We start from the raw sequence: 25,174 nt of genomic DNA on the forward strand, positions 1-25,174 counted from the left end.
AATATAAGCTGTTATCGGCAGAATCAATCAGGACTTGAGAGGGGGATTTACCGCGCTGTTTTCAGCGGCGGGGGAATAAGAAGGGTGAAAATGGAAAATATTATCTTTCTTGCATAGAAATGCGGGGCAAGGTAGTTGGACTACCTTGCCCCGGTGTACTGCTGATGCCTGCTGCCACGATGCTGCGCTGCCGTGGGCAATGCCATCATTCTATGCGCTTTGGCTGATCAGGGAGCCTTTGGCCGCATCGAAGGTCTTGGCCAGGGCCAAGGCTTCTTTCGAGGGAATCTGGCGCAGGACTTCCTTGGTTTCCTGGTCGATCACTTTGACCACTGTGCGCTGGCTGTCTTCATCGATGGAAAACTCCAGTCCCTGCGTCTTCATTTGCGAAGACTGGTTCAGGTCCGATACCGCCTGGTCCAGCTGCTCGCGGCTCGGTTCACGGCTGGCTTGCTGTGCGGTGACGGCGCTCTGCTCCGTGGTGGCGCGGGGGGGTGTTGCCGGGCGTGCCGGCGACGCGTCCGTCGCGGCGTAACTCTTGTCTATTCTGGCCGCGGAGGCGGCCGCTATCGCGTCGATAGTCATGGTGCTCTCCTAGTGAAAATTCCCCTGCCGAAAAAATCCGGCAGGGGAACCTGAGTCCAGCGATGTTGCGAAGCTAATCGACGATTAACCGCGCAGCAGGCTCAGGACGCCGTTTGGCAGCGAGTTCGCTTGCGCCAGCATGGCCGTACCAGCTTGTTGCAGGATCTGGCCACGGGTCATGCTGGCCGTTTCTGCTGCGAAGTCGGTATCGACGATACGGCTGCGCGATGCGGACAGGTTTTCCGTGGTCGATTGCAGGTTCGAGATCGCCGAGGCGAAGCGCGATTGCAAAGCACCGTACTGGGCGCGCTGGCTGTTGACCGAAGCCAGTGCCGAGTCGGCGATTTTCAGTGCCAGCTGGGCGCCGTCGAACGTGGTCACGTCCAGCGATGCAACCGATTTCAGGCTCGATGTCGCGGCCAGGGCGTAGCCCGAACCGGCATCCTTGACTTCAAAGCTCTTGTCCGAGTCGAACGTCACGCGGCCGTTGCCCCAGCCTACTGCGCCAACACCCTTGATATCGAGTGGCGTTGCCGTCAGGACATCTTTGTTCGTTGCCGTATCGGTTTTATAGGTACTGGCGGTAAATGTCGTGTTGGCAACTGCTGCGGTATTGGTCAGGATGATGTCGTTGCCGGTCGAATGGCTCAGCTTGATGCCCTTGTTGGCCGAGTCGTACTGCGCCGTTACACCGGTATTGGCCGTTTGCGCGTTGATGGCGCTGATACCTGCCGCGAAGTCATTCGCCGTACCGCCGGCGACGCCGACCGAGAACGAGATCGCCACTGCGCTGGAGTTGTCGCCTTTCAGGGTGAACGAATACGCTTCGCCCTGGCCCAGGGTCAGGCCGATATCGGTCCTGGCCGAGGCGGTGACGCCGGTTTTCGACGTTTGGCTGTTCACGCCGGCGGCGATGCTCTTGGCCGTGTCGCCTGCCACGGTGGTGTACTTGCCGCTACCGAGCGAACCGTTGACCGTGATGTCTTTTGCCGCTACCGTGTTGGTGGCGGTGATCTTGACTTGGGCAGCGTCGGTTTCCGTACGGTTGTTGCCGTAGGTATTGGTCAGGAAGTTCGCGCCACTGGCCGAAATCAGCTGATTCGCATCTGCGCCGACCTGGAAGTTGGCCGTACCCATGGTGCCGTCCAGCAGCGCCTGGCCGTTGAACGAAGTGGTTTGGGCGATACGGTTCAGTTCCGAGCTCAGTTGGCCTACCTCGGTTTGCAGCGCCTGGCGGTCACTCGACGAGTTCGTCGAGTTCGACGATTGCACGGCCAGTTCGCGGATGCGTTGCAGGATGTCGCCCGAGCTTGCCAACGCGCCTTCAGCCGTCTGGGCCAGCGAAACGCCGTCGTTGGCATTGCGGGTGGCTTGGGTCATGCCGCGGATTTGCGACGTCATGCGGTCGGAAATCGCCAGGCCAGCAGCATCATCCTTGGCGCTGTTGATGCGGAAGCCGGAGGACAGGCGTTGCAGCGAGGTGGTCAGGGACGACTGCGAAGTCGACAGGTTGCGTTGCGAATTCAGGGACGAGATGTTGGTATTAATTACTGCAGCCATGATAATTCTCCAGACAGGTACTACATTGCGCTATGTGCTAGTCACTTTGGCCTGCCCCGCTGTTCCGGGACAATCAAGCCGCTGTTGTTTAGGGTAACGGTTGCTCTGCGGGAAAATTTATGGCGAAAAGTGCTTTAAATTTTAATTTTTAGCCCTTCAGTTTGCCGCCAGCCGCGCGCTAGACGACAGGTTTTAAAGAAACTTGAGGGTGAAAATAGTTTTATTTTTATATCGCAGGGATACTGGCGCTGCGCTGGAACGGGAGAAAATGTTGTTGTTTTGAAATGAAAAATGCCGTCCGGCCGGGCGGCGGGACGGCATGGCGTGCAGCGGGCCGGACTCAGTCGGCCACCACCACCCGATTCTTGCCCGTCTGCTTGGCCTGGTACATGGCGCGGTCGGCGCGTTTGACGAGTTCGGCCTGGTCTTCGTTGGGCAGACGCAGGGCCACGCCGGCGGAGAAGGTGATCAAGACTTTTTCGTTGTCGTGCAGGAAGAAATGCCGGGTCAGTTCGCGTTGCAGCCGCGTCATCGTCGATGAGGCCGCTTCGACCGTGGTTTCCGGCAGCAGGATGAGGAATTCCTCGCCGCCGAAGCGGGCGATGACGTCCATCGAGCGCAGGGTTTCCTTGACGATTTTCACCAGGTGTTTCAGCGCGGCGTCGCCGGCCAGGTGGCCATAGGTGTCGTTCAGGCGCTTGAAGTCGTCCAGGTCCAGCATGGCGATGCACAGCGGCGTGCCGCGGCGGTCCGAGCGGGCCGTCTCGCGCTCGAACACGTCGTCCAGGCCTCGGCGGTTCAGGCTGCCCGTCAGCTGGTCTTCCCGCACCAGTTCGCTCATATGCTGGAGCTTCGCTTCCAGCGTGTGGATGCGCTGTTCCGCATCCTGCACTTCCTGGCGCGCCAGCACCATCTTGTCGCGCGCGCGCAAGGCCTCGTTCTGCACCATGCGCGTTTCACGCAAGACTTCGTCGAGAACGCTGTTCAACTCGCTGATATTTTCCGCCTGGCTGATCTTTTCCGAATAGCCGCCGATCTTTTCATGGAAGTCGCCCGTGCTGGCCGCCACTTGCCCCAGGCGGTCGATGAAGGTCATCATCATGTTCTTGACCGTCAGCTTGACGTCGGACAGGCTGTGCTTGAGCTGGCTTTGCTTGTAGATGACTTCCTTCAGGCTGCGCGTGGCGTCTTCCAGCGCGCGCTGGTCGAGCGGACCGGCGATCAGGTTTTGCACGGCGTCGACCTGGCCGCGCAGCCAGCTGTCGTCGTCGAGCAACTGGCTGACGTTGTCCAGCAGCAGCTTGAACAGGCGCAGCAGCAATTCCTGCTGCTCGGCCGTGTCGCCGCTCTTCAGTTCGATCTGATAGCACAGCTGTTTCAGGCGCAGGGCCGCTTCGTTCAGCGCTTCTTCCGTGTGGGCCAGCTTGATCGCCGCGCCCAGGGACTCTGCCTCTTCCACCAGCGCGGGCGTGCCCGTCAGCAAGGTGGCGACGGCAAAGCCCAGGGTGCGGCTGAGCAATTCACGCAGGGTGCGCGTCTGTTCGCCGTCCGGCAGGGGCGGCAATTCGATGCCGCCGCTTTTCTTGACCTGTTTCTCGGCCAGTTGCGCCAGGGTACGTGCATAGCCATCCCAGTCGCGCGCTTTCAGGGCGCGCTGGAAACGCTTGCCAAAGTCGCCCAGTTCGCCCGCCGATTCGCTCATCTTGGCGGCGAATTGCGTCAGGACGTTTTCCGCACCGCTCTCCGTGGGGGCGCTGGCGGCCAGCACGGCTCCCGGCGTAGCCGGCGTCTCGGCCGCTTCGCTGATGCCCGCGATTTCATTGTAGATATCGCGGTAGGCGCTCGGCGTGGGGGCGATGCGGCGCGTGGCCAGGCGGCGAAACGCTTCGCGGGCGATATCGGCCGGGTTCATCGCCGCAGCGGCGGCGGTATTCGTGGCGCCAGCGGGAGCGCCTGCTGGTGAGGATGGCAATTTACTGGACATGTAGGCACAGCCTTTTTAGATATTTCTCATTATCCTCATGATATGCGAGTTGGCAAAGAACTTATTGTGCGAGAAGCAAGGAGAAGTCCTGTCAATTCGCCCGATGCCAGCGGGCATGCCGCTTTGCCGTCAATCCACCAGCTGGTTGCGGATGGCGTAATGCGTCAGTTCCGCGCTATTCTTGAGCTTCATCTTGACCAGCAAGCGGGCGCGGTATTCGCTGACGGTTTTCACGGACAATTTGAGCTCTTCGGCGATGGCGCCCACCGCCTTGCCCGAGGCAATCATGACCAGGGTCTGGTACTCGCGGTCCGACAAGGTGTCGTGCAAGGCCGTTTCGTGGTCTTCGCCCACCGTGTTGGCCAGTTCCTGCGCCAGCGAGGCGCTGATGTATTTCAACCCTTGCGCCACTTGCCGGATGGCCGTGACCAGCTCGCGCGGCGCGCTCTGTTTCGTCAGGTAGCCGGCCGCGCCCGCCTTGAGCGAACGGATGGCGTACTGGTCTTCGCGGTGCATGGACAGCATCAGCACGGCCAGTTCCGGCTTTTCCTTCTTGATCTGCTTGAGTACCTCGATGCCGCTGCGGTCGGGCAGGGAGATGTCAAGCAACAACACCTGGCATTTCGAGCCGCGGAACAGTTTGATGGCGTCGTGGCCATTTTCAGCCTCGCCGGCCACGATGATGTCTTTCGTGTCGGCGAGGATTTGCTTCAAGCCTTCGCGCACGATCGCGTGATCGTCGGCGATGAATACCCGGATGGTGGCTTTTTCTTTCATGACTGCATTGTTTCCTATCTAATTCACCCACTAGGCCGCGTCTGGCGGCGGCCCGCTGTGCGCGGGCGCACTGGCTGCAGCCGCTATTATCGCCTCTCGCGGGGTGGTCAGACGGATTTTTATGCTCAGGATGGTGCCGCCGTCCGGCCCATCCATCAGGCTCAGGCTGCCGCCCAGCGCGCTGGCCCGTTCGGCCATGCCGCGGATGCCGAACGACTGCGGCTTGGCGCGGTCGGACAGGCGCATGCCGACGCCATTGTCGGCGATGGTCAGGCTGATATGCTGGCGCTGCCGGGCCAGGCGCACGCTGACCTTGCTCGCCTGCGCATGCTTGGCGATATTCGTCAGCGCCTCCTGGGCGATGCGGAACAGGCTGGTCGCCTGGTCCAGCTCGAGGTCGATGTGCTGGCGGTTCGAAATGAACTGGCACTCGATGCCGGCCTGGCGCCCGAATTCCTTGACTTGCCAGTCCAGCGCGGCGACCAGGCCCAGGTCCAGCATGGACGGGCGTAAGTCCAGCGAAATGCGGTGCACGGCGTCGATGCTGCGGTCGACCAGGGCATCGACATAGTCGGCCTTTTCCTGCAGCAGCGGGTCGTCCGGCGGCAGGCGGCGCGCCAGCATGGCCAAGGCCATCTTGATCGCCGTCAAATTGCCGCCCAGGTCATCGTGCAGTTCGCGCGCCAGGCGCGTGCGTTCGTGCTCCTTGACCTTGTCGATATGCGCCGTCAGCTCGGCCAGGCGGGCGCGCGACTGGCGCACTTCGATCTGTTCCAGCCGGCTTTCCGTGATATTCGTCATGATGCCTTCCCACTGCACCGTGCCGTCGGCCAGCGCGCGCGGCGTCGAGCGCAGGTTGATCCATTTGACGTCCTTCCAGGCATCGATCCAGATCCGGCCTTCCCAGTTCCAGCTCCACAAGGCGCTTTTCGAGGCTTGCATCGATTCCAGATACGAGGCGCGGTCGTCGGCCAGGATCAACTGGTAAAACAGTTCCGGGCGCGCGTGCAGCAGCGCCGGGCTCAGGCCCAGCAGGGCCTGGCAGCCTTCGCTCAGGTAGGCAAAGGACGCCCGTCCATCCGCATGCAGGCAGAACTGGTACACGAGGCCCGGCGTATTCGAGACGATGGCGTTGAAGCGCGACTGCACCTGCGCCAGGGCGGCGGCCGTCGCCTGCGGCGTGCGCAAGTCTTCGCCCTCGGCCAGCAGCAGGGGGCGCCCCTGGCGCTGGGCGCGCGACAGGTGCAGGCTGAGCGAATACAGGCTGCCATCGCGGCGCCGCTGCTGCACGTGCAGCCTGGCTTGCGCGCCGATGCTGTCGTCCAGGGTGGCCAGCACGGCGGCCAGTTGCTGCGCGTCGAGCTGCGGCGCCAGCGTGAAGGGCGTCATCGCCAGCAATTCCTTGCGCGCATACTGCAAGTTGTCGCAGGCGGCATCGTTGGCGTCCAGCAATTGCAAGCTGGCCGCGTCGTACAGGTAGATTTCCGGCGCCGCCGCGCGCAGGGCGGGGGCCAGCCGGGGAGTGTCGTGCATGGAGTTGCCTTTCTTCATCAGCGGCGGGCGCGCCAGAAGGCGGCAAAGCGGCGCAGCACCCTGGCTGGGCGGGAATTATGACGCCCTGGCGTGCCCTTGCGCAAGCGCTGCCACCAGGCGCGGCGGGCGCGGCCCAGGGCGGCCGACAGGCGGCTGACACGGCGCCAAGGGCGCGTGGCGCGCAGCCGGGCGATCCAGCGGTCCTTGGTTTCCATGAAGAGGCCATGCCAGCGCGCAAACCACGGCAAACTGAGCAGGGTAGGGCGCGTCAGCGAATACAGGCGCGCGACGGCGGCCGCGCCGCCCAGCTTGGCGATGACGATCACGCCGATGCCGGAAAACGCATGGCCGCGCGCGATCGCCAGCAGGGCCAGCAGCTTGACGGGAAACAGCAGCACGGCCGGCAGCACGAAGATGGCCAGCGCCCAGTACGGCGGCAGGCGCTTGATCCACGCTTCAAGCGCATGCAGGGGCGGAAATTGCGACACCACCTGCATGATGCGCGCGCCCGTCGCCCATAGCCATTCCTCGATCAGCAGGCAGATGGCGGCCAGGTAGACCAGCGGCGCGAACAGCCAGCGCCTGACTCTGTAGATTTTTTTCATCCGTCTCCGTGTGCGGCCCACGTTTGCCGCGATTGCCACGATGATACGTCAAAAAAGCCCGCCTGCGCCCGCATCCCGTGTGCCCATGGCTTCCTGGCGGGGCTACAATAGGCGGATGAATAAAGCCTTTGTAAAAGAATCGGACAACGACGACGATGAAGAAGCGGTCGCGCTGGCGCTGGCCATTCCCGCCGGCGCCAAGAACTACATCACGCCGGCCGGCTACCAGCGCATCAAAGAAGAGCTGCTGCAGCTGATCGACGTCGACCGTCCGGAAGTGGTGCGCATCGTCCATTGGGCGGCGTCGAATGGCGACCGTTCGGAAAATGGCGACTATATCTATGGCAAGCGCCGGCTGCGCGAAATCGACCGCCGCATCCGCTTCCTCACCAAACGCATGGACCTGGCCGCCATCGTCGATCCCAGCGTGCACCATGGTAACGACCAGGTGTTTTTCGGCGCCACGGTAACCTACCGCACCAGCGACGGCGAAACGCACACCATCACCATCGTCGGCATCGACGAATTCGACCCCCTGAACGGCAAGATCAGCTGGGTCTCGCCCATGGCCCGCACCATCACCAAGGCGCGCGAAGGCGACGTGATCACCCTCAACACGCCGCTGGGCGAGCAGGAACTGGAGTTGCTGGAAGTGACGTATCCGGCGCCGGGGGAGGGGTAAGCTTGCGGTGACGCAGGACGCCAGAGGCGCGCGCTGGCACACTGACCATTCAGTTGGTATCAGGAGTTGCCATGCCCCGTCGCCTTCGGCTCGTCTTGCCCGGCGTTCCCTTACATGTGGTGCAACGTGGCGTGAATCGCCAAGCCTGCTTTCTTGATGGGCAAGACAAGCAGCGTTATCTGGATTATCTGCACAGTTGTTTGGCGCTTGCACCATGCCATCTGCATGCGTATGTGCTGATGAATAATCATGTGCATCTATTGCTTTCCACGCAAAGCACAACGTCCCTGTCGTTGCTGATGAAAATGCTGAACCAGCGTTATGTGCAGTATTTCAACTGGCGTTATGGCCGCACCGGCAGTTTGTGGGAGGGCCGCTACAAATCTTGCCTGGTACAGGGCGAGCGTTATTTATTGATTTGCCAGCGCTATATCGAACTTAACCCTGTCAGGGCCGGTATCGTGGCATTGCCTGGTCAATATTGCTGGTCCAGTTATCGAAGCAATGCGCAGGGCGTGCATGATGATCTGCTGTCTCCGCATTCTTTATATATGCAACTTGGATGTGATGTGCTTGAGCGGCAAAAGACATACCAATCGTTATTTCAGGATGAATTAGGCGATCGCTGCATCGGACAACTGCGAGAAGCAGTCAATGCTGAATTTGCGGTGGGGGATCAGGCGTTTTTACGACGCGTTGCGGAACTGAACCGGTAGCCCGCAGCGGAGATCCGGGGTCAGTCGCTTCGCGATCGGAATACGGCCCATTGGGACGTATTCCCCCGGCGGGTCTGACCCCAGCTTTTTGCCGCGTGAATCAGTTACGCTCGCGCAGGATGCGGTTGACGCCGGCCACTCTGCGCACATTGCGCAGCAGGGCGGCCAGGTGGACTCTGTCCTTGACCTGCACGGTGAAGCGCAGCTGGTCGAGCACGTTGTCCTTGTCTTCGTCCATGCCGACATAGATGATGTTGGCGTCGGACTCGCCGATTTCGGCGGCCACGCGGGCGAGGATGCCCCGTTCGCTGTTGATCAAGACTTTGATGCGGCAGTCGAAGCGGCGGTTCAGTTCGGTTCCCCAGCGCACGGCGATCCAGCGGTCCGGTTCCTTGGCGCGCTGGCGTTTCGCTTGCGAGCAGTCGCTCGTGTGCACGAGCAAGCCCTGGTCGCGGCGCAGCTGGCCGATGATCTGGTCGCCCGGAATCGGCAGGCAGCAGGGCGCCAGTTGCACCGAGACGCCTTCGCTGCCGCAGATGGTGACGGGGTCCAGTTCGCTGCCGCTGTTGTGTTCCACGGGCATGCTGGCCGCTTCGCCGCCGATCAAGCCGAAGATGTGGCGCGCCACCAGGGTGGCCATGCGCTTGCCGATGCCGATGTCCGCGTACAGCTCGTCCATGGAATTGGCGCTCGATTCGTTGAGCAGGCGTTCGACCAATGGCGCTTGCAGGTCGGCGTCGATGTTCAGGGTGTGCAGCGCCTGCGACAGCAATTGCTGGCCCAGGGCGATCGATTCGGGCAGGTTGATCGTGCGCAAGTGGTGGCGGATGGCCGAACGGGCCTTGCCGGTGCGCACGAACGACAGCCACGTCGGGCTGGGGCGCGACGAGGAATCGGTGATGATCTCGACGATGTCGCCATTGTGCAGCTCGGTGCGCAAGGGCGAGGTTTCGTTGTTGATTTTCACGGCCACGGTCTGGTCGCCGATGCCCGTGTGGATCGAGTAGGCGAAGTCGATGGCTGTGGCGCCGCGCGGCAGGGCGATGATCTTCGACTTCGGCGTAAACACGTAGACGGAATCGGGGAACAGGTCGACCTTGACGTGTTCGAGGAATTCGGCCGAGTCGCCCGTCTGCTGCTGGATGTCGAGCAGCGATTGCAGCCACGCATGGGTGCGCTGCTGCAGGTCGGACGGGTTCGATTCGCCGCTCTTGTACAGCCAGTGCGCCGCCACGCCGGACTCGGCCGTGCGGTGCATTTCCTGCGTGCGGATCTGGAATTCCACGGGCGTGCCGTACGGGCCGATGACGGTCGTGTGCAGCGACTGGTAGCCGTTCAGCTTGCGGATCGCGATGTAATCCTTGAACTTGCCCGGCATGGGCTTGTACAGGCTGTGCAGGGTGCCCAGGGTCACGTAACAGTCGGCAAAGCTGCCCACCACCACGCGGAAACCGTACACGTCCAGCACTTGCGAGAACGACAAATGCTTGCTGCGCATCTTTTTATAGATGTCGTACAGGGTCTTTTCGCGGCCCGTGACGTCGGCTTCGAGCTCGGCCATGGACAGGGTGCTTTTCACCGCTTCCATGATCTTGTTGACCACCTCGCGCCGGTTGCCGCGCGCCGCCTTGACGGCTTTCGCCAGGGTGCGGTAGCGCATCGGATACAGGTGCGAGAACGACAGGTCCTGCAGCTCGTGGTAGATGTTGTTCAGGCCGAGACGGTGCGCGATCGGCACGTACACTTCCATGGTCTCGCTGGCGATGCGGCGTTTTTTCGCCGCCGTCATGAAGTCCAGGGTGCGCATATTGTGCAGGCGGTCGGCCAGCTTGATCAGGATCACGCGCACGTCGGACGCCATGGCCAGCAGCATCTTGCGGAAGTTTTCCGCCTGCGCCTCGATCTGGCTCTGGAATTCGATCTTTTCCAGTTTCGACAGCCCATCGACAAGGTGCGCTACAGGAGCGCCGAAGCGCTCGATCAATTCTTCCTTCTTGACGTCCTGGTCTTCCATCACGTCATGCAGCAGGGCGGCCATGATGGCTTGCGCGTCGAGCTTCCAGTCGGCGCAGATTTCGGCGACGGCGATCGGATGCGAGATATACGGCTCGCCCGAGCGGCGCATCTGGCCCAGGTGCATTTCGTCGGAGAAGCGGTAGGCTTCCTTGACTTTTTTCAGGTCGGCGGGAGACAGGTATTCGGCCAGCTTGTCGGCCAGATGGCTGACGGAAGCCACGCCGAGGGCGGGCGCTGGCGGTGCTGCGGGGGTGTTGCTGCCGGACGTGCCGGCGCCGGGCGCGGAAGCGCCCTGCGATTTTGCCGCCTGGCGCGAGGCCAGGGGCGGCAGTGCTGCGGAAGTCGTGTCGGCTGGGGTCAGACTCATAAAACGTCGCGTTGCTTCACAGTGTGAATAAAGAATACGGTAGAACCAGGGGTCAGCACTGTTCCGGCACGCGGGTTCCCACTTACATCGGGACCTTTTTCAGCATTTCGATGCCGACTTTACCGGCAGCGATTTCACGCAGTGCGACGACGGTAGGCTTGTCCTTGGCTTCCACCTTTGGGGTGTGGCCTTGCAACAACTGACGTGCGCGATAGGTCGCAGCCAGGGTCAGCTGGAAACGGTTAGGGATCTGCTTCAGGCAATCTTCGATTGTGATACGGGCCATAGTAACTCCTAAAATTTTTGCGTGGTGCTGTGTGAACTGGCGTGCCGTTGCAGCGTTTTTACTCTGCGTGCAGGCCCAGCTGGGCGAATAGCGATGCGTTGCGGGCCGCTTGTTGCGCAAACCGGCAACGGGCCGCTCTCACGATCGCGCTCAGTTCGGACAAAGCGACCGTAAACTCTTCATTGATAATAACATACTCGAACTCGGGAGCGTGTGCGATTTCGCCGCCGGCCGCCAGCAGGCGGCGCGTGATCACGTGCGGCTCGTCCTGGCCGCGCTTGTTCAGGCGTTCTTCCAGCGCATCGATCGATGGCGGCAGGATGAAAATGCCGGCCGCGCGCGGGAATTGCTTGCGCACCTGGCGCGCGCCCTGCCAGTCGATTTCCAGCAGGATATCGGTGCCGGCGGCCATTTGCTGCTCCACCATGATGCGCGAGGTGCCGTAGTAATTGCCGTGCACTTCCGCCCATTCCAGGAATTCGCCCTGGTCGGCGCGCGCGACAAAGTCCTCCGCCGTGGTGAAATAGTACTCGCGGCCATGCTGCTCGCCCGGACGCGGGGCGCGCGTGGTGGTCGAGATCGACAATTTGATGCCGGGCTCTTGCGCCAGCAATGCATTGACCAGTGTCGATTTGCCGGCGCCCGATGGCGCGGCGACCACGAACAGGCTGCCGGAGAAGGCGGTAGGGTGGCTCATGCGGATCTTTCCATTTGCGTGTGATGGCGGCGTGTGCGCTTGCATGGGCGCCGCCCAATTCGGTATTTTACCAAGAGGCAAGGCGACGAGCCAGCCCTGCGATGCGCCTGGCCGCCGCGCCTGCACATATTTTGCTTGTTATCCTGAAGAAATAGTTATCTAATTTGGAATATTTTTTCTTTATCGACAGGATGTGCGCATGAAAAATTTCCCGTTTCTCAGTATTGCCCAGGCCATGCTGTTGCTGCGCGTGGCCATCGCCGTGATGTTCATGGCGCACGCCATCACGCGCATCGCCAACGGCACCATTCCCCGCTTTGCCGGTTTTCTGGAAGACAAGGGATTTATCTATGGCCTGGCTGTCGTGTGGGCGATTACCATCGTCGAGATCGTTTGCGGCAGTTTGCTCATCGCCGGCAAATACATGCGCTGGGCGGCGGCCGGCCTGATGGTGATCTGCCTTGGCGGCATCGTCATCGTGCATGCGGCCAAGGGCTGGTTCGTGGGCGAGCATGGCGCCGGCGGCGTGGAGTACAGCATCGTGCTGTTTGTCGCCTGCGTCGTCATCGCCGCCAGCGACAGGGCGCGCACCGGAGCGCGCCTGGCGTAAGTTGCATGCCCTGTCTCAGCGGGGCAGCCGGCCCAGGGCGATTTCGCCGCTATTGAGAACGATGGCCCGGCCATTCACATCGGTGCAGTCGCGGTTGCTGATGCGCACGATGGCGCTGTCGACCGAGACTTCCGCGCCCAGGTTGCTGCGCGAGCAGATGCGGTAGGAGGCGGCGTCGGCGCCCGTGTAGATGGCGGCGCCGCGTTCCTTGAGAGCGAAACACCCGGAGGCGCAGCCTTCAACCGCATACGGCGACGGCTGCTGCGCAGGTTGCGCTTGCGCGCCTGCCGCCAGCAGCGCCAGGGTGACGCTGGCGAGCGTCAGGATGCGTGGTGCGGTCATGGCTTATTCCAGGTTCTGCACCTGTTCGCGCATCTGCTCGATCAGCAGCTTCAAGTCCATCGAGGCGTCGGCCAGTTCCTTGACGGAGGCCTTGGCGCCCAGCGTATTGGCTTCGCGGTTGAGTTCCTGCATCATGAAGTCGAGGCGCTTGCCCACTTGCCCGCCCTTGGTGAGGATGTGGCGCGTTTCGCCCAGGTGGGCCGACAGGCGTGCCAGTTCTTCGGACACATCGATGCGGATGCCGTACAGGATCACTTCCTGGCGGATGCGTTCCATGGCGTCCTGGCGCGACAGGGCCGAATTCGAGCCCTGGCTGGCCAGGCCCAGCGCATCCTGCATGCGCTCGATGGCTTTTTGCTGGAAGGCCGCCACCACTTGCGGAATCAAGGGCGTGATGCGCTTGACGATGGCTTCCATCGCTTCGATGCGCGACACCAGCACCGCTTCGAGCGCCGCGCCTTCGCGCTTGCGGCTGTCGACGAAGGCGGCCACGGTGCGCTTGGTCAGCGCGCCCACGTCCGCCTGCAGGGACTCCTGTCCCACTTGCGCTTCTTCGATGACGCCAGGCCAGCGCAGCAGTTCTGCCACCGTCATGACGGGGGCGGAGACAAAATGCTGGCCTACTTCGTTTTGCAGGCGCGCCAGTTCGGTCAGCAGGGGCACGTTCAGCGCCTGCGTGCCGGCGGTCGCAGCCTTGCGGCCAAAGCTCAGGCGTACCTCGACTTTGCCGCGCGTGATGGCGGACATGACGGCGGCGCGCAAGTCAGGTTCCAGGGCCCGCAGATCGTCGTTGATCCGGAATTGCAGGTCGAGAAAGCGTGAGTTGACGCTCTTGATTTCAATTGTCAGTGTGCCTGCAGCACCTTCGCTGGTGGCAACCGCGTAGCCTGTCATGCTTGAAATGCTCAAAGGATTCCCCGATTTGATCTTGTATACAGTCACTTATACACTTAATCAGCCAGCGCAGGCAATACTGCCCGCGCCGCGAAACAGGACCGAAGTGCCCGATGGCCTGAAAATTGCTGAATAGTGTGCGTTTTACGGCATTGTAAAGAAAATTGTGTTTGGCGGGGCAGGATTGTAGGGATCATGTGTGCGCCGCCCGCCATTGCGCCCTGCGCTGTTGCATGGCTGCAAATGGGTGGGCGCGCGGTGGTAGAATCGCTGCCGCAACCCCAATCACACAGGACATCCCCATGACATTCGAATCCCGCCCGAGCGGCCGCGCCGTCGATGCGCTGCGCGCCATCCGCATCACCCGCCAGTACACCAAACATGCCGAAGGGTCGGTGCTGATCGAGTGCGGCGACACCAAGGTCATCTGTACAGCCAGCATCGAAGACAAGGTGCCGGGCTTTCTGAAGGGCAAGGGCCAGGGCTGGTTGACGGCCGAGTACGGCATGCTGCCGCGCTCGACGCACACGCGCATGGACCGCGAAGCGGCGCGCGGCAAGCAGTCGGGCCGCACGCAGGAAATCCAGCGCCTGATCGGCCGCTCGCTGCGCGCCGCCTTCGATTTGCAGGCGTTCGGCGAACGCACCCTGCACCTCGATTGCGACGTGATCCAGGCCGACGGCGGCACGCGCACGGCCTCGATCACGGGCGCCATGGTGGCCGCGTATGACGCGTTTTCCCAGCTGCAGGCGCGCGGCGCGATCGCCGCCATCCCCGTGAAAAGCTTCGTCGCCGCCATCTCGGTGGGCGTCTACCAGGGCATGCCGGTGCTGGACCTCGACTACGTGGAAGACTCGGGCTGCGACACGGACATGAATGTGGTGATGACGGAAGCGGGCCACTTCATCGAAGTGCAGGGCACGGCCGAAGGCGCCGCCTTTGACCGCGCCGGCATGAACCGCCTGCTGGACCTGGCGCAGGGCGGCATCGCCGACCTGATCGCCCTGCAAAAGCAAGCTCTCGGCATGTAATCTTTACATAAATTTACATGTCTTCGCCCGCTGCGTCGGCCAAAAAGCCCGCACCTGCCGTTTTTTTTCGGCAGCGGCGTGCCAGGGTGAGGGGAGCGCAAAAGGTTTACAATGTCGGCACTTCAACCGGACTACTGACATGACCCAACGCCTCATCCTCGCCTCCAACAACGCCGGCAAGCTCAAGGAATTCAACGAGCTGCTCTCGACCATCGGTTTTTCCGTCCACGCCCAGGGCGAATACGATGTGCCGGAAAGCGACGAACCGTTCCACACCTTCGTTGAAAACGCCCTGCAAAAGGCGCGCCACGCATCTCGCCTGACGGGCTTGCCGGCGCTGGCCGACGATTCGGGCGTGTGCGTCAATGCGCTCGGCGGCGCGCCCGGCGTGTACTCGGCCCGCTATGCGGGCGAGCCGAAATCGGATGCGGCCAACAGCGCCAGGCTGATCGCCGACCTCGAGGCGCATGCCGACAAGTCCGCGTATTACTACTGCGTGCTGGTGTATGTGCGCCATGCGGACGACCCGCAGCCCGTGATCGCCGACGGCCGCTGGAACGGCGAGATGATCGCCACGCCACGCGGCAACGGCGGCTTCGGCTACGATCCGCATTTCTTCATTCCCGCGCTGGGCAAGTGCGCGGCCGAACTGACGTCCGATGAAAAGAACGCGCTGTCGCACCGCGGCCAGGCCCTGCGCGCGCTGGTGGAAAAGCTGCGATGATCCCGATCAAACTGGTGGGCGCCGTTGCCCAATCGGCCGCCAGGTCGGCAGCCAGGCCCGCGCCGCAGGAAGGCATTTCCGGCGCGGCCGGGGCGGCCCTGAAGTACCTGCAGCCGGGCGCGCTCAACCTGACGGCCCTGCCGCCGCTGTCGCTGTACATTCACTTTCCGTGGTGCGTGAAAAAATGCCCGTATTGCGACTTCAATTCGCACGAGGTGCGCGGCGACCTGCCGGAAGCCGAATACCTGGCGGCCCTGCGGCTGGACCTGGAGATGGCGCTGCCGCTGATCTGGGGCCGCAAGATCCACACCATCTTCATCGGCGGCGGCACGCCCAGCCTGATGTCGGCGGCGGGCCTGGACCGGCTGATGTCGGACGTGCGCACCCTGCTGCCATTGGAGCCCGATTGCGAAATCACCATGGAAGCCAATCCGGGCACCTTTGAAGCGGAAAAATTCAAGTCTTACCGGGCCAGCGGCATCAACCGGCTGTCGGTCGGCATCCAGAGCTTCAATGGCCGCCATCTGCAGGCGCTGGGGCGCATCCATGACGACAACGAGGCGCGCCGCGCGGTGGAGATCGCGCATGCCAACTTCGACAATTTCAACCTCGACCTGATGTACGCGCTGCCCACGCAGACGCTGGACGAAGCGCGGCAGGACCTGGAGACGGCGCTGTCGTTCGCGCCGCCGCACCTGTCGCTGTACCACCTGACCCTGGAACCGAACACCCTGTTCGCCAAGTATCCGCCCGCGCTGCCGGACGACGACGAGAGCGCCGATATCGCCGACATGGTGGCCGCGCGCGCCGCGCAGGCCGGCTATGGCCGCTACGAAGTGTCGGCCTATGCGCAGCCGGGCCGCCAGGCACGCCACAACCGCAATTACTGGGAATTTGGCGACTATCTCGGCATCGGCGCGGGCGCGCACTCGAAGATTTCGTTCCCGCACCGCGTGCTGCGCCAGGCCCGCTACAAGCAGCCGCGCGCCTACATGGACGCGGTACTGGCCGGTAATCCGGTGCAGGAAGAGCGCGAACTGGCGCGCGAGGAAATGGGCTTCGAATTCATGTTGAATACCCTGCGCCTGACGCAGGGCTTTGCGCCGAACCTGTTCGCCGAGCGTACGGGCCTGGCCCTCAACGCCATCGAGCAGCCGCTCAATGCGGCCGAAGCGAAAGGCTTGCTGTACCGCGACCACCAGGTCATCCGTCCGACGGAACGGGGATTGTGCTTCCTGAATGACCTGCAGCAGATGTTCCTGGAGGATTAATGCGTGGTGACGGCGCGCAGGCGCTGCAGCTTGGCCGCATACAGAGTATGGTCGCTGCGCGTGGTGCTGTTGTTCATCGCCAGTTCCAGCTGCTTGCCGGCCTGCTCCATCTGGCCCAGGCGCGCATAGGCTTGCGCCAGCCAGAAGTGAAATTCGTGGTAGTACGGGTCGCGCGCGATTTCACGTGAAAACAGCTGTATCGCCCGCACGTAATCGTTTTGCTGCATGGCCGCCTTGCCCAGGTTGAAGTAGTGGAAAGGCGGCTGCGGCTGCAGCGCCAGCAGGCGCCGGCGCAGCGGCAGCGCTTCTTCGGGCAGGCCGGACGCTTCCAGCACCTGCGCCAGGTTCGACAGCAGCACCGTGTTGTCCGGCGTGCGCGTCAGCGCATGGGCGAAAGTGCGCCGCGCTTGCGCCAGGTCGCCATGGCGGAACTGGATCACGCCCAGGGTGTTGTAGGCGCCGCTGAACGAGGGGTCTTGCAGCAGCGCTGCCCGGGCCCACCAGTATGCCTGATTCAGCTGGCCCTCGCTCATGGTTTCGGCGGCGCGGTTGTTCATGTACATGGCGAGCACGGTCGCTTCGTCGAGTTCTCGCGTGCGGTAGCCGCCTATCTCCGCGGACGGCAGGAAATCGATCACCATCATGCCCTTGGCATCGTACCTGCCGGATTTGTCGTCCAGCCGCTGGCCCAGTACCAGGTTGACGTGGCCGGCGACAAAATACATGTCGCCGCTGCGGCTCCAGCTTTCTTCGCCGAGCACCTCCTGGTAGCGCACCTGCAAGCCCATTTCATGTGCCAGCGCCGCCGTCATGATCACCAGCGACAGGCAGTTGCCCTGGCGCGCGGCGAACGTTTCGCGCGCATTGCGGGTCATGGCCGCATCGTACTCGAGTTTCAGCCTGCTCTTGTCGTACAGGGCGTCATACAGGGCCGCGCGGTCATTCTTGTTGCGCGCTTCGCGCCGCACTTGCGTGCGCACATACTGGCGCATGGTCTCGTCGATGGCAAAGACCTGGCTGGCGTCGATGGCGGCGGCCGGCGCGAAATCGCCGTCGTTGAAGATGGGGGGCAGGCTGGCTGGCGGTGCTACGCTGCAGGCCGCCAAAGCGCCGCAGAGCAGGGCGGCGCCCAGGCGCTTGAAGCAAGCGGCGAAAACAAGATAGGGGCGCATGGTCTCTCCCTGGAGGCGCCGGCTTTCTCATGTCGCGGTGGCGCGCCAGTCCCACCTGAAACCAGTATCGGCGCGCCTGGCGCCGCTGTCAAATGGTTTCAAGCGCCTTGCCGCCGCCTGCACGGTGCTGGAAAGCGGGTGTAACGCCGGACTTAAAACCGCGGGCTTAAAACTCTTCCCAGTCCTGCTCGCCGGCGATGTGCGATGGCGTTTTGCGCGCCGCGGCGCCGGCCGCCTTGGGTGCTGCGGGTTTGCCGGCCCTGGCCTGGGGCGGGCGTGGCGCGAGTTTTTGCGTGGTGGCAATGGCGGCCCTGGCCGGCCGCGCGGCGCGCACCGGCGCCGCCGTGGCCACGTGCTCGAGCTGGAAGCCGGCCGCCACCTGCGCCAGGCGCGCCGCCTGGTCCTGCATGCTTTCGGCTGCCGCCGCCGCTTCTTCCACCAGCGCCGCATTTTGCTGCGTCACCTGGTCCATCTGCGCGATGGCCTGGTTGACCTGGTCGATGCCCATGCTTTGCTCGGCGCTGGCGGCAGTGATCTCGGCCATGATGTCGGTGACCCTGCGCACGCTGTCGACCACTTCGCCCATGGTGCTGCCGGCCTGCTGCACCAGCCGCGTGCCGTTGTTGACCTGTTCCACCGAGTCGCCGATCAGGGTCTTGATTTCGCGCGCCGCGGCGGCCGAGCGCTGCGCCAGGCTGCGCACTTCCGTGGCGACGACGGCAAAGCCGCGCCCCTGCTCGCCGGCGCGCGCCGCTTCGACGGCCGCGTTCAGGGCCAGGATATTCGTTTGGAAGGCGATGCCGTCGATGACGCCGATGATGTCGACGATTTTCGTCGAGGCCGTATCGATGGCGCCCATGGTGTCGACCACCTGGCTGACGATGCCGCCGCCCCGTTCGGCCACGCCGGATGCGGCCACCGCCATCTGGTTGGCCTGGCGCGCGTTGTCCGCATTCTGCTTGACGGTGCTGGTCAATTCTTCCATCGACGACGCCGTCTCTTCCAGCGAACTGGCCTGCTGTTCCGTGCGCGCCGACAGATCCTGGTTGCCGGCGGCGATTTCGCCCGACGCCGTGGCGATCGCATTGGTGCCCGTCTGCACTTCCGACACCACCTTGCGCAGCGCCTCGTTCATGCCGTGCAGCGCGCGCATCAGGTCGCCGATTTCATCGCTGGCAGGCGTGCCGAAATGCGTGCGCAAGTCGCCGTCGGCCACCGTTTCGGCCACCTTCACGGCGGCCTTCAACGGCTGCGTGATCGAACGCGTGATCAGCCAGGCGCAGACGCTGCCCAGCGCCACCACCAGCGCGCACAAGGTCAGCAGCAGGGTGAAGCTGCGCCCGTTGGCCGCCTCAATGGCGTGCGCCGTGGCGTCGATGGCCTGGCGCTGCTGCGACAGCAGGGCCTTGACGTTGTTCTGGTACTTGGCGGCGGCCGGCGCGAAGCTGTCGCGGTAGACGCTTTCCGCCTGCGCCGCATTGCCGCCCTTGCGCGCATTCATCACCAGGGTCTTGGCATCCTGGTACTTGACGCGTTCGGCAATGGACGCCTTGAAAATGGCCTTTTCCTCGTCGCTGACGAGCAGGGTTTCGATTTGCTTCAGCAGCTCGCCGCCCTGCTTGGTGCTGTCGGCGATGGTGTCGGCAAACACGTTCGACAGGGTTTCATCCGTGCTCCTGGCGATCATCGAAGTGCGCGCGATGGCCGAGTAAATCAGTACGTACCAGTCCGATACGAGGCGTTCCTTGGCCAGCGGCTTTTCCATCATTTGCCGCGTCGCTTCGGCATTCACGCTGGCGCTGTACAGCGCGTACGAGGTGGAGATCACGGACAGCAGCAGCACCAGCGCGAAGCCTGCAGCCAGGCGTGTGCCGATACGAAGGTGGGAGAGGGCGTGCATGGTTGGAACTCCTGTCGCAGAGAGATTAAAGGTTGCCTGTGCGACATAGTATGCACTGATAAGTGACCAAGAGGCGAGGGAAAAGCGCGCTTGTCTTTGCGCCTGTTGCAGCCACGCCCGTGCTACAGCTCGCCCGCCTGGCGCAGGTCCGGCTGCTCCGCCCAGCGGGCGAAGGCGGCCGCCATGCGCTCGCTTTCCGCGATGGCGCGGCGCCAGTCGCGCATGCGCGCCGCGTGGTCCTGGCCGTAATGGGGGAAGTCGCGCCGGTCCGGCAATTTGCCGTTGGGCAGGCTGGCCACGAAGGCGGGCGAGGGCGAGACGAGGATCATGTTGTCGAGTGCGCCATCGCCGCGGCGCGCGCGGCGCCAGGGCATGGTCTTGTCCAGCCAGCCCGGCACGATATGGTCGGCAAAATGCGGGTACAGCACCAGGTCCGGTTCGCGCTGGTAGGGCAGGTGCAAATGATAGTCGACCAGGCCGCCGTCCCAGTAGCGCCCTGGCGGCGCGCCGGCGATGTCCGTGACCGCGTCGAGCACCAGCGGGATGGAGCCGGAAGCGAGCAGCGCGTCGCGCAGGTTGTCCTGCGCCAGCGGCACGAAATGCGAATGAAAGGCGTCGAAGCGCGAGCGCAGCCAGCTGGCGCCGTCCGGTCCGGCATGGAACACGGTGCGTTCCAGCGAGGCGGCCAGCCGCGCGCGCGCCACGGCGTTGCCGGCGGCCGCCAGCAGGAAGCCGCGCCGGTCGCGCCATTTGCCAGGTTGCGCCAGCGCGCCGATGCCGCGCACGGCCAGCACCGACAGGCTATGGCGCTCATGCCGCAGCAGTTGCGCATCCTGGCCGTCGAGGACGGCGTCGAGCAGGGCGCGGCACGTGCGGCTCACGTGCGCCGCATCGGGTTTGTCGGGATAGCGCTGGCCCACGTATTCGCGCACGAGGCGGCGCTGCGCGGCCACCGGGTCGGGGAACACGGCGGCGGCCATGCGCCAGGCGCCGATCGAGGCGCCGACGAACTGGCGCGGGCGCGGTGCCTGCGGCAGGAAGTCGCCGAACAGCCAGCAATCGAGCTGGTGCAGGATCAAGCCTTTCGGCCCGCCCGCAGCGGCGGGAATGATGGCGATGTCGCTGGCGCGCACCCCGTTTTCGGCGATGCGCGCCCGGGCGCGGCGGCCCAGGCGGATGGTGATCGGTGATTGCATGAGTAGTCGCTGGCGGCCTGTAGCCAGGTATTTTACCGCCAGCGCGGCGACACGGCACAGACGCGCTCGGTATAGTCACATTGTTAGTATTAATAAATTTCTTTAAGGCAACCATTCTATTGAGAAATGTTGCATAATATTGGACGTTGAATTTTTGGCATGTGCCAAGGATTCCTTATGTCTTGCTTTTTTTTATTGGAATCGTATGCAACTGAATCACGCTTTTGTTCTGACCCTGATCGCCGCTTCGCTCGCCGCTTGCGGTGGCGGCGGTTCGTCTTCCCCATCCGACACGACGGCTGTCGTGAATACGGCCAAGCCTGCCGATCCGGTGGCGCCCGTCGTTCCCGTCGTTCCCGTCGTGCCAACGGCCACGGGCGAAAACACGGGGGCCGTCAGCGCCCGTTTCGCCAATGGCGACAACAGCCGCTACATCTTTACGTCGATCGGCTTGCAGAGCAGTGGCAAGGCCAGCCCGCTGGTACAGGATGCCTCCGGCGCCCTGAGCACGATCAGCGGCATCGTCTTCACGGGCAACCCGGCCGTGACGCGCGAAATCAGCGGCGACGCGGCCTTTGCGCAGGGACGCTGGTTCAAGGGCGCGTTCAGCAATAGTACGGGCGCCACTACGTTGAGCGGCAACAATGCCAGTGGGCATTACGTCGCCTATAACGTGCTCGCCGCGCTGCCAGCGACCGGCACGTTCACCTGCGATGCGGGCACGTTTACGGCGCCTAGCTATACGGGCGGCAGCAGCGTCTCGTCGACCGCCAACTTCGGCACGGCCAGCGGCACTGCCAGCATGTCCTTCGATGCCTCCGGCGCCAAGGTCGTGCTGGCCATCGACGCCAGCGCCGGCGGCAGCACGGGCAAGGTATCGGCTTCGACGACCATGGCGTCGGCCGCGTCGAGCAGCATCACCGGCGGCTACCTGTCGAATGGCACGGGCGCGCAGCTGATGCTGGGCGACGGCGGCGCTGGCCGCTATCTGCTGATCGCCGCCTACAAGGCGCAGCTGGCGAATGGCGCCAACTACCAGGGCGTGGCCACCTTCCGTTGCTCCTGATGACGCCTGACGGCACCTGCTGCGCGTCGTGATTTGCGGCCGCTCGCAATGGCGCCGTCAGTCGCCCTGAGGCCAACGAGGACGACTAGAATAAAAAAAGCGGCGTCCGTGCAATGCACGGCGCCGCTTTTTTTCGCCCGTCGTAATGATGCGATTACCGCAGCGCCGCGATCATCTGTTTCAGCTTGCCGGAATCGACGCAGAAGGCGCGGATGCCTTCGGCCAGTTTTTCCGTCGCCATCGCGTCTTCATTCATCATGAAGCGGAAGGCTTCTTCGTTCAGCGACATTTGCACGATATTGGTCGATGGCGCCGCTTCGGCGCTCAGCTTGCGTTCCACCGGCGCATCGCTGTCGGCCAGCTTTTGCAGCAGGTCGGGGCTGATGGTGAGCAGGTCGCAGCCGGCCAGTTCGAGGATTTGCGACGTGTTGCGGAAGCTCGCGCCCATCACCTCGGTCTTGTAGCCGAACTTGCGGTAGTAATTGTAGATGCGGCGCACCGATTGCACGCCCGGGTCTTCCGCGCCCATGTAGTCGATGCCCGTCGATTTCTTGTACCAGTCGTAGATGCGGCCGACGAACGGGGAAATGAGCTGGGCGCCCGCTTCGGCGCAGGCAATCGCCTGGGCCAGCGAGAACAGCAGGGTCATGTTGCAGCGGATGCCTTCCTTTTCCAGGATGGCGGCGGCGCGGATGCCTTCCCAGGTGGAGGCGATCTTGATCAGCACGCGCTCGCGGGCAATGCCCGCGTTCGAATACAGGGCGATCAGGTCGCGGCCCTTGGCCACCGTGCCCTGCGTGTCGAACGACAGGCGCGCATCGACCTCGGTGGAGACGCGGCCGGGGATGGTTTGCAGGATTTCCACGCCAAACGCGATCAGCAGGCGGTCGATGATCTCGGCGGTCGAGGCGTTCGGATGGTCGCGCACGGCCTTTTCCAGCAGCGGCTTGTATTCATCCTTCTGCACGGCCTTCAGGATCAGCGACGGATTCGTCGTCGCATCGCGCGGCGTGTAGGCCTGGATCGATTGGAAGTCGCCGGTGTCGGCCACCACGGTAGTAAATTGCTTCAGTTGTTCGAGTTGGTTCATGGCTGCACGGGAAAGAGTGAAGGGGCTTGCCGAAGTATTGTACCGAATCCATCGCAGGTGGGACCCACTATTGTCTTGTCTGTGCATTACTTGTTCAATTGAATCTTGCTTTTTTAAGAACTCGCGCATAATTGCCTGGACTTGTTTAATTTGCACATTGTTTTTATAAGCAATATGCGATGCCACACTCCAGATGAAGAGCATCTTTTGACACAAGATATCGTTAGCATGGTAGGCGCCTTCAACGGCGCGACACGTCTGTATGCACTGTCCATCGGCGACGATGGCCAGGACAGCGGCCTGCTGGTCGAGGCCTTTGCCGCCGACGAGCGGCTGCAGGAAGTCGGCGCGCGCGACATTATCGCCTTGTCCACCAGCGCCCATGTGCGGCTGGCATCCCTGCTGGGCCAGCCTGCCAGCTTGCATGTCAGCCTGGCCGACGGCACGCGCACGTCCTTTTCCGGCTACATCAGCGCCGCCGCCATGCTGGGCAGCAATGGCGGCCTGGCGCGCTACCGGCTGCGCCTGACGCCTTGGCTGTGGCGGCTGGGCCAGGTGCGTAACAGCCGCGTCTGGCAAGACAAGACCGTGATCGAGATCGTCGAGTCCGTGTTCCAGTCTTATGCCCCGGCGGCGCTGTGGCGCTGGAGCGACGAGGTCGCGTCGTTCATGCAGGACGCGGGCGAACGCAGCTATTGTTGCCAGTACCGCGAATCGGATTTCGATTTTATTCGCCGCCTGCTGACCGAAGAGGGGCTGGCCTGGCGGTTTGACGGTCAGACCCTGATCGTTTTTGCCGACAGCAGCCAGGCTTGCGCCACGCCAGAGGACGCCAGCAGCGCGCAAGGCGGCGGGCTGCGCTTTCATGGTGCGCGTGTCGGCGAGCCGGGCGACACGGTGCAGGCCTTGCGCGCGCGGCGCAGCCTGCAGGTGGGGCTGAGTAGCGTGCTCAGCTACGATTACAAGGCGAAGAAGGCGGTTGCCGCCAGCGTGCCGACGAATATGGTGCTTGGCGGCAAGAACGCGCCGCTGCTGGAAAGCTACGACACACCGGGCCAGTACTGGTATGCGAATGGCGCCCAGGCGCAGCGCTACGCCCGCTTGCAGATGCAGTCGCACGAAGCGCGCGCCCAGCTGTGGCAAGCCCGTTCGACCGTGCGCACCCTGCGCGCCGGCACGCGTTTTACCCTGACGCAAGGCCCGTTGCAGCCAGCCGACGGCGCCGCGCCCGAGTATGTCGTGCTGCGCGTGGCCAGCATCGGCGTCAACAACCTGCCGCTGCCGGCTTGGCAAGGACTGGCGGAACTGTTCGGCCCGCTGCCGGAATTGCTGGAAGAAACCGTGGCGCAGTGGGGCGCAGGCTTTCCCGATGTCGCCGCCACGATCGCCCAGGCGCAAGCCAGCGGTTACGCCAACTGCATCGAGATGATCGAGGCAAGCATGCCGTGGCGTCCTGCGCACGATGACGGCGAGGCGCGCCAGCACGCCACGCCGACGGCCCTGGGCAGCCAGAGCGCCATCGTCGTCGGCGCCGACGGCAATGACGCGGCCAGCGGTGCCGATGAGATTTACTGCGACAAGCTGGGCCGGGTGCGCATCCGCTTTCACTGGCAGCAAGAGACTGGCGCGACGTGCTGGGTGCGGGTGGCGCAGCGCGTGGCCGGCGGCGGCATGGGCAGCCAGTTTTTGCCGCGCATCGGCCAGGAAGTGCTGGTGCAATTTCTGGAAAACGATATCGACCGACCCGTCATCATCGGCGCGCTGTACAACGGCCAGGGCGAGGGCGGCACGCTACCCACGCCGGGCGGCATGGTGCGTGATCAACACGATGCTGGCGTGTTCCAGCCGGCGCACGACCACGCCATCGCGGGCCAGGGCAATGTGGCGGGCGGCAATAGTCCGCTGTGGCATGGCGCAGCAGGGGCCAGCGCGGCGCACCGTAATGCCAGCGCGCAATGGGGAATCCGCAGCAAGGAGTTCGGCAAGGCGGGCGGCGCGGCCGGCTATAACCAGCTGCTGTTCGACGACACCGACCAGCAGGGACGCATCCAGCTGAAAAGCAGCCACGCG

23 protein-coding genes are annotated in these 25,174 nt (G+C 63.4%); 8 read left to right on the forward strand and 15 right to left on the reverse strand.

Annotation, left to right across the window (positions count from 1 at the left end; all coding sequences use genetic code 11):
- Positions 1 to 210: 210 nt before the first annotated feature.
- The 6 genes from IGS60_RS04615 to IGS60_RS04640 all read right to left on the reverse strand — a co-directional run bounded on the left by IGS60_RS04615 (position 211) and on the right by IGS60_RS04640 (position 7,044).
- Entirely contained in the window at positions 211 to 585 is a 375-nt protein-coding gene (locus IGS60_RS04615) for a flagellar protein FlaG (protein ID WP_230502640.1), read from the reverse strand.
- Between the two features lie 84 nt (positions 586 to 669).
- Complete coding sequence (locus IGS60_RS04620) at positions 670 to 2,145, reverse strand: flagellin (protein ID WP_230502642.1); 1,476 nt, start codon at positions 2,143 to 2,145, stop codon at positions 670 to 672.
- A gap of 340 nt (positions 2,146 to 2,485) precedes the next feature.
- Positions 2,486 to 4,057: a diguanylate cyclase gene (locus IGS60_RS04625; protein WP_070222378.1), complete on the reverse strand. Its 1,572-nt coding sequence runs from the start codon at positions 4,055 to 4,057 to the stop codon at positions 2,486 to 2,488.
- 201 nt (positions 4,058 to 4,258) lie between these two features.
- On the reverse strand, positions 4,259 to 4,906 hold the full coding sequence (locus IGS60_RS04630; RefSeq protein ID WP_034753998.1) for a response regulator transcription factor: 648 nt from the start codon (positions 4,904 to 4,906) through the stop codon (positions 4,259 to 4,261).
- 30 nt (positions 4,907 to 4,936) lie between these two features.
- Positions 4,937 to 6,439 (reverse strand): sensor histidine kinase, encoded by a 1,503-nt coding sequence (locus tag IGS60_RS04635; RefSeq protein ID WP_230502644.1) that lies wholly within the window; start codon positions 6,437 to 6,439, stop codon positions 4,937 to 4,939.
- A gap of 17 nt (positions 6,440 to 6,456) precedes the next feature.
- The gene (locus IGS60_RS04640; RefSeq protein ID WP_070222380.1) at positions 6,457 to 7,044 is read right to left on the reverse strand and encodes a hypothetical protein; all 588 of its coding nucleotides are present in this window, start codon (positions 7,042 to 7,044) and stop codon (positions 6,457 to 6,459) included.
- Between the two features lie 115 nt (positions 7,045 to 7,159).
- Between IGS60_RS04640 and greB the strand changes: the two genes are divergently transcribed.
- Together greB and IGS60_RS04650 are read left to right on the forward strand one after the other, a co-directional pair.
- Positions 7,160 to 7,726, forward strand: a complete 567-nt coding sequence (greB, locus tag IGS60_RS04645) for a transcription elongation factor GreB (protein WP_070222382.1) — start codon at positions 7,160 to 7,162, stop codon at positions 7,724 to 7,726.
- Positions 7,727 to 7,797: 71 nt separating this feature from the next.
- Positions 7,798 to 8,442 carry a transposase gene (locus IGS60_RS04650; RefSeq protein WP_071653818.1) on the forward strand — a complete coding sequence of 215 codons (645 nt, stop codon included), beginning with the start codon at positions 7,798 to 7,800 and terminating at the stop codon, positions 8,440 to 8,442.
- A 100-nt stretch (positions 8,443 to 8,542) separates the two neighbouring features.
- Here IGS60_RS04650 and IGS60_RS04655 read toward each other — a convergent pair whose 3' ends face one another.
- The 3 genes from IGS60_RS04655 to gmk form a co-directional block, all read right to left on the reverse strand.
- A complete protein-coding gene (locus IGS60_RS04655; protein ID WP_070222384.1) occupies positions 8,543 to 10,825 on the reverse strand; it encodes a bifunctional (p)ppGpp synthetase/guanosine-3',5'-bis(diphosphate) 3'-pyrophosphohydrolase in 2,283 nt (760 codons plus the stop codon).
- An 82-nt stretch (positions 10,826 to 10,907) separates the two neighbouring features.
- Positions 10,908 to 11,111 carry a DNA-directed RNA polymerase subunit omega gene (rpoZ, locus tag IGS60_RS04660; RefSeq protein WP_010400723.1) on the reverse strand — a complete coding sequence of 68 codons (204 nt, stop codon included), beginning with the start codon at positions 11,109 to 11,111 and terminating at the stop codon, positions 10,908 to 10,910.
- A gap of 58 nt (positions 11,112 to 11,169) precedes the next feature.
- Positions 11,170 to 11,808 (reverse strand): guanylate kinase, encoded by a 639-nt coding sequence (gene gmk / locus IGS60_RS04665; protein ID WP_080753685.1) that lies wholly within the window; start codon positions 11,806 to 11,808, stop codon positions 11,170 to 11,172.
- Between the two features lie 199 nt (positions 11,809 to 12,007).
- Between gmk and IGS60_RS04670 the strand changes: the two genes are divergently transcribed.
- Positions 12,008 to 12,418 (forward strand): DoxX family protein, encoded by a 411-nt coding sequence (locus IGS60_RS04670; RefSeq protein WP_071650226.1) that lies wholly within the window; start codon positions 12,008 to 12,010, stop codon positions 12,416 to 12,418.
- A gap of 15 nt (positions 12,419 to 12,433) precedes the next feature.
- Here the strand turns inward: IGS60_RS04670 and IGS60_RS04675 are convergent, their stop codons facing one another.
- Together IGS60_RS04675 and IGS60_RS04680 are read right to left on the reverse strand one after the other, a co-directional pair.
- Positions 12,434 to 12,760: a hypothetical protein gene (locus IGS60_RS04675; RefSeq protein WP_070222386.1), complete on the reverse strand. Its 327-nt coding sequence runs from the start codon at positions 12,758 to 12,760 to the stop codon at positions 12,434 to 12,436.
- A 3-nt stretch (positions 12,761 to 12,763) separates the two neighbouring features.
- On the reverse strand, positions 12,764 to 13,654 hold the full coding sequence (locus tag IGS60_RS04680) for a YicC/YloC family endoribonuclease (protein WP_070222388.1): 891 nt from the start codon (positions 13,652 to 13,654) through the stop codon (positions 12,764 to 12,766).
- Positions 13,655 to 13,956: 302 nt separating this feature from the next.
- Between IGS60_RS04680 and rph the strand changes: the two genes are divergently transcribed.
- The 3 genes from rph (at position 13,957) to hemW (ending at position 16,680) form a co-directional block, all read left to right on the forward strand.
- Positions 13,957 to 14,685, forward strand: coding sequence for a ribonuclease PH (gene rph, locus IGS60_RS04685; RefSeq protein WP_046685905.1), 729 nt, complete (start codon positions 13,957 to 13,959; stop codon positions 14,683 to 14,685).
- Positions 14,686 to 14,824: 139 nt separating this feature from the next.
- A complete protein-coding gene (gene rdgB / locus IGS60_RS04690; protein ID WP_070222390.1) occupies positions 14,825 to 15,409 on the forward strand; it encodes an RdgB/HAM1 family non-canonical purine NTP pyrophosphatase in 585 nt (194 codons plus the stop codon).
- The gene (gene hemW / locus IGS60_RS04695) at positions 15,406 to 16,680 is read left to right on the forward strand and encodes a radical SAM family heme chaperone HemW (protein ID WP_070222392.1); all 1,275 of its coding nucleotides are present in this window, start codon (positions 15,406 to 15,408) and stop codon (positions 16,678 to 16,680) included. Before rdgB ends, hemW begins: the two co-directional genes overlap by 4 nt.
- Here the strand turns inward: hemW and IGS60_RS04700 are convergent.
- The 3 genes from IGS60_RS04700 to IGS60_RS04710 all read right to left on the reverse strand — a co-directional run bounded on the left by IGS60_RS04700 (position 16,677) and on the right by IGS60_RS04710 (position 20,948).
- On the reverse strand, positions 16,677 to 17,852 hold the full coding sequence (locus tag IGS60_RS04700) for a tetratricopeptide repeat protein (protein ID WP_070222394.1): 1,176 nt from the start codon (positions 17,850 to 17,852) through the stop codon (positions 16,677 to 16,679). The genes hemW and IGS60_RS04700 overlap by 4 nt on opposite strands.
- Before the next feature lie 166 nt (positions 17,853 to 18,018).
- On the reverse strand, positions 18,019 to 19,752 hold the full coding sequence (locus IGS60_RS04705; RefSeq protein ID WP_070222396.1) for a methyl-accepting chemotaxis protein: 1,734 nt from the start codon (positions 19,750 to 19,752) through the stop codon (positions 18,019 to 18,021).
- A 122-nt stretch (positions 19,753 to 19,874) separates the two neighbouring features.
- Entirely contained in the window at positions 19,875 to 20,948 is a 1,074-nt protein-coding gene (locus tag IGS60_RS04710; protein ID WP_230502647.1) for a patatin-like phospholipase family protein, read from the reverse strand.
- A 205-nt stretch (positions 20,949 to 21,153) separates the two neighbouring features.
- Between IGS60_RS04710 and IGS60_RS04715 the strand changes: the two genes are divergently transcribed.
- Positions 21,154 to 22,014, forward strand: a complete 861-nt coding sequence (locus tag IGS60_RS04715; RefSeq protein ID WP_230502649.1) for a hypothetical protein — start codon at positions 21,154 to 21,156, stop codon at positions 22,012 to 22,014.
- A gap of 154 nt (positions 22,015 to 22,168) precedes the next feature.
- Here the strand turns inward: IGS60_RS04715 and tal are convergent, their stop codons facing one another.
- Positions 22,169 to 23,104 carry a transaldolase gene (tal, locus tag IGS60_RS04720; RefSeq protein WP_230502651.1) on the reverse strand — a complete coding sequence of 312 codons (936 nt, stop codon included), beginning with the start codon at positions 23,102 to 23,104 and terminating at the stop codon, positions 22,169 to 22,171.
- A 228-nt stretch (positions 23,105 to 23,332) separates the two neighbouring features.
- On the opposite strand from tal, the gene IGS60_RS04725 reads away from it, so the two are divergent.
- A partial coding sequence (locus IGS60_RS04725; RefSeq protein ID WP_230502653.1) for a type VI secretion system Vgr family protein occupies positions 23,333 to 25,174 on the forward strand: 1,842 nt, incomplete at its 3' end.

This window comes from Janthinobacterium sp. FW305-128, assembly GCF_020858135.1.
In the GTDB taxonomy this organism is placed as follows: Bacteria; Pseudomonadota; Gammaproteobacteria; order Burkholderiales; family Burkholderiaceae_D; genus Janthinobacterium.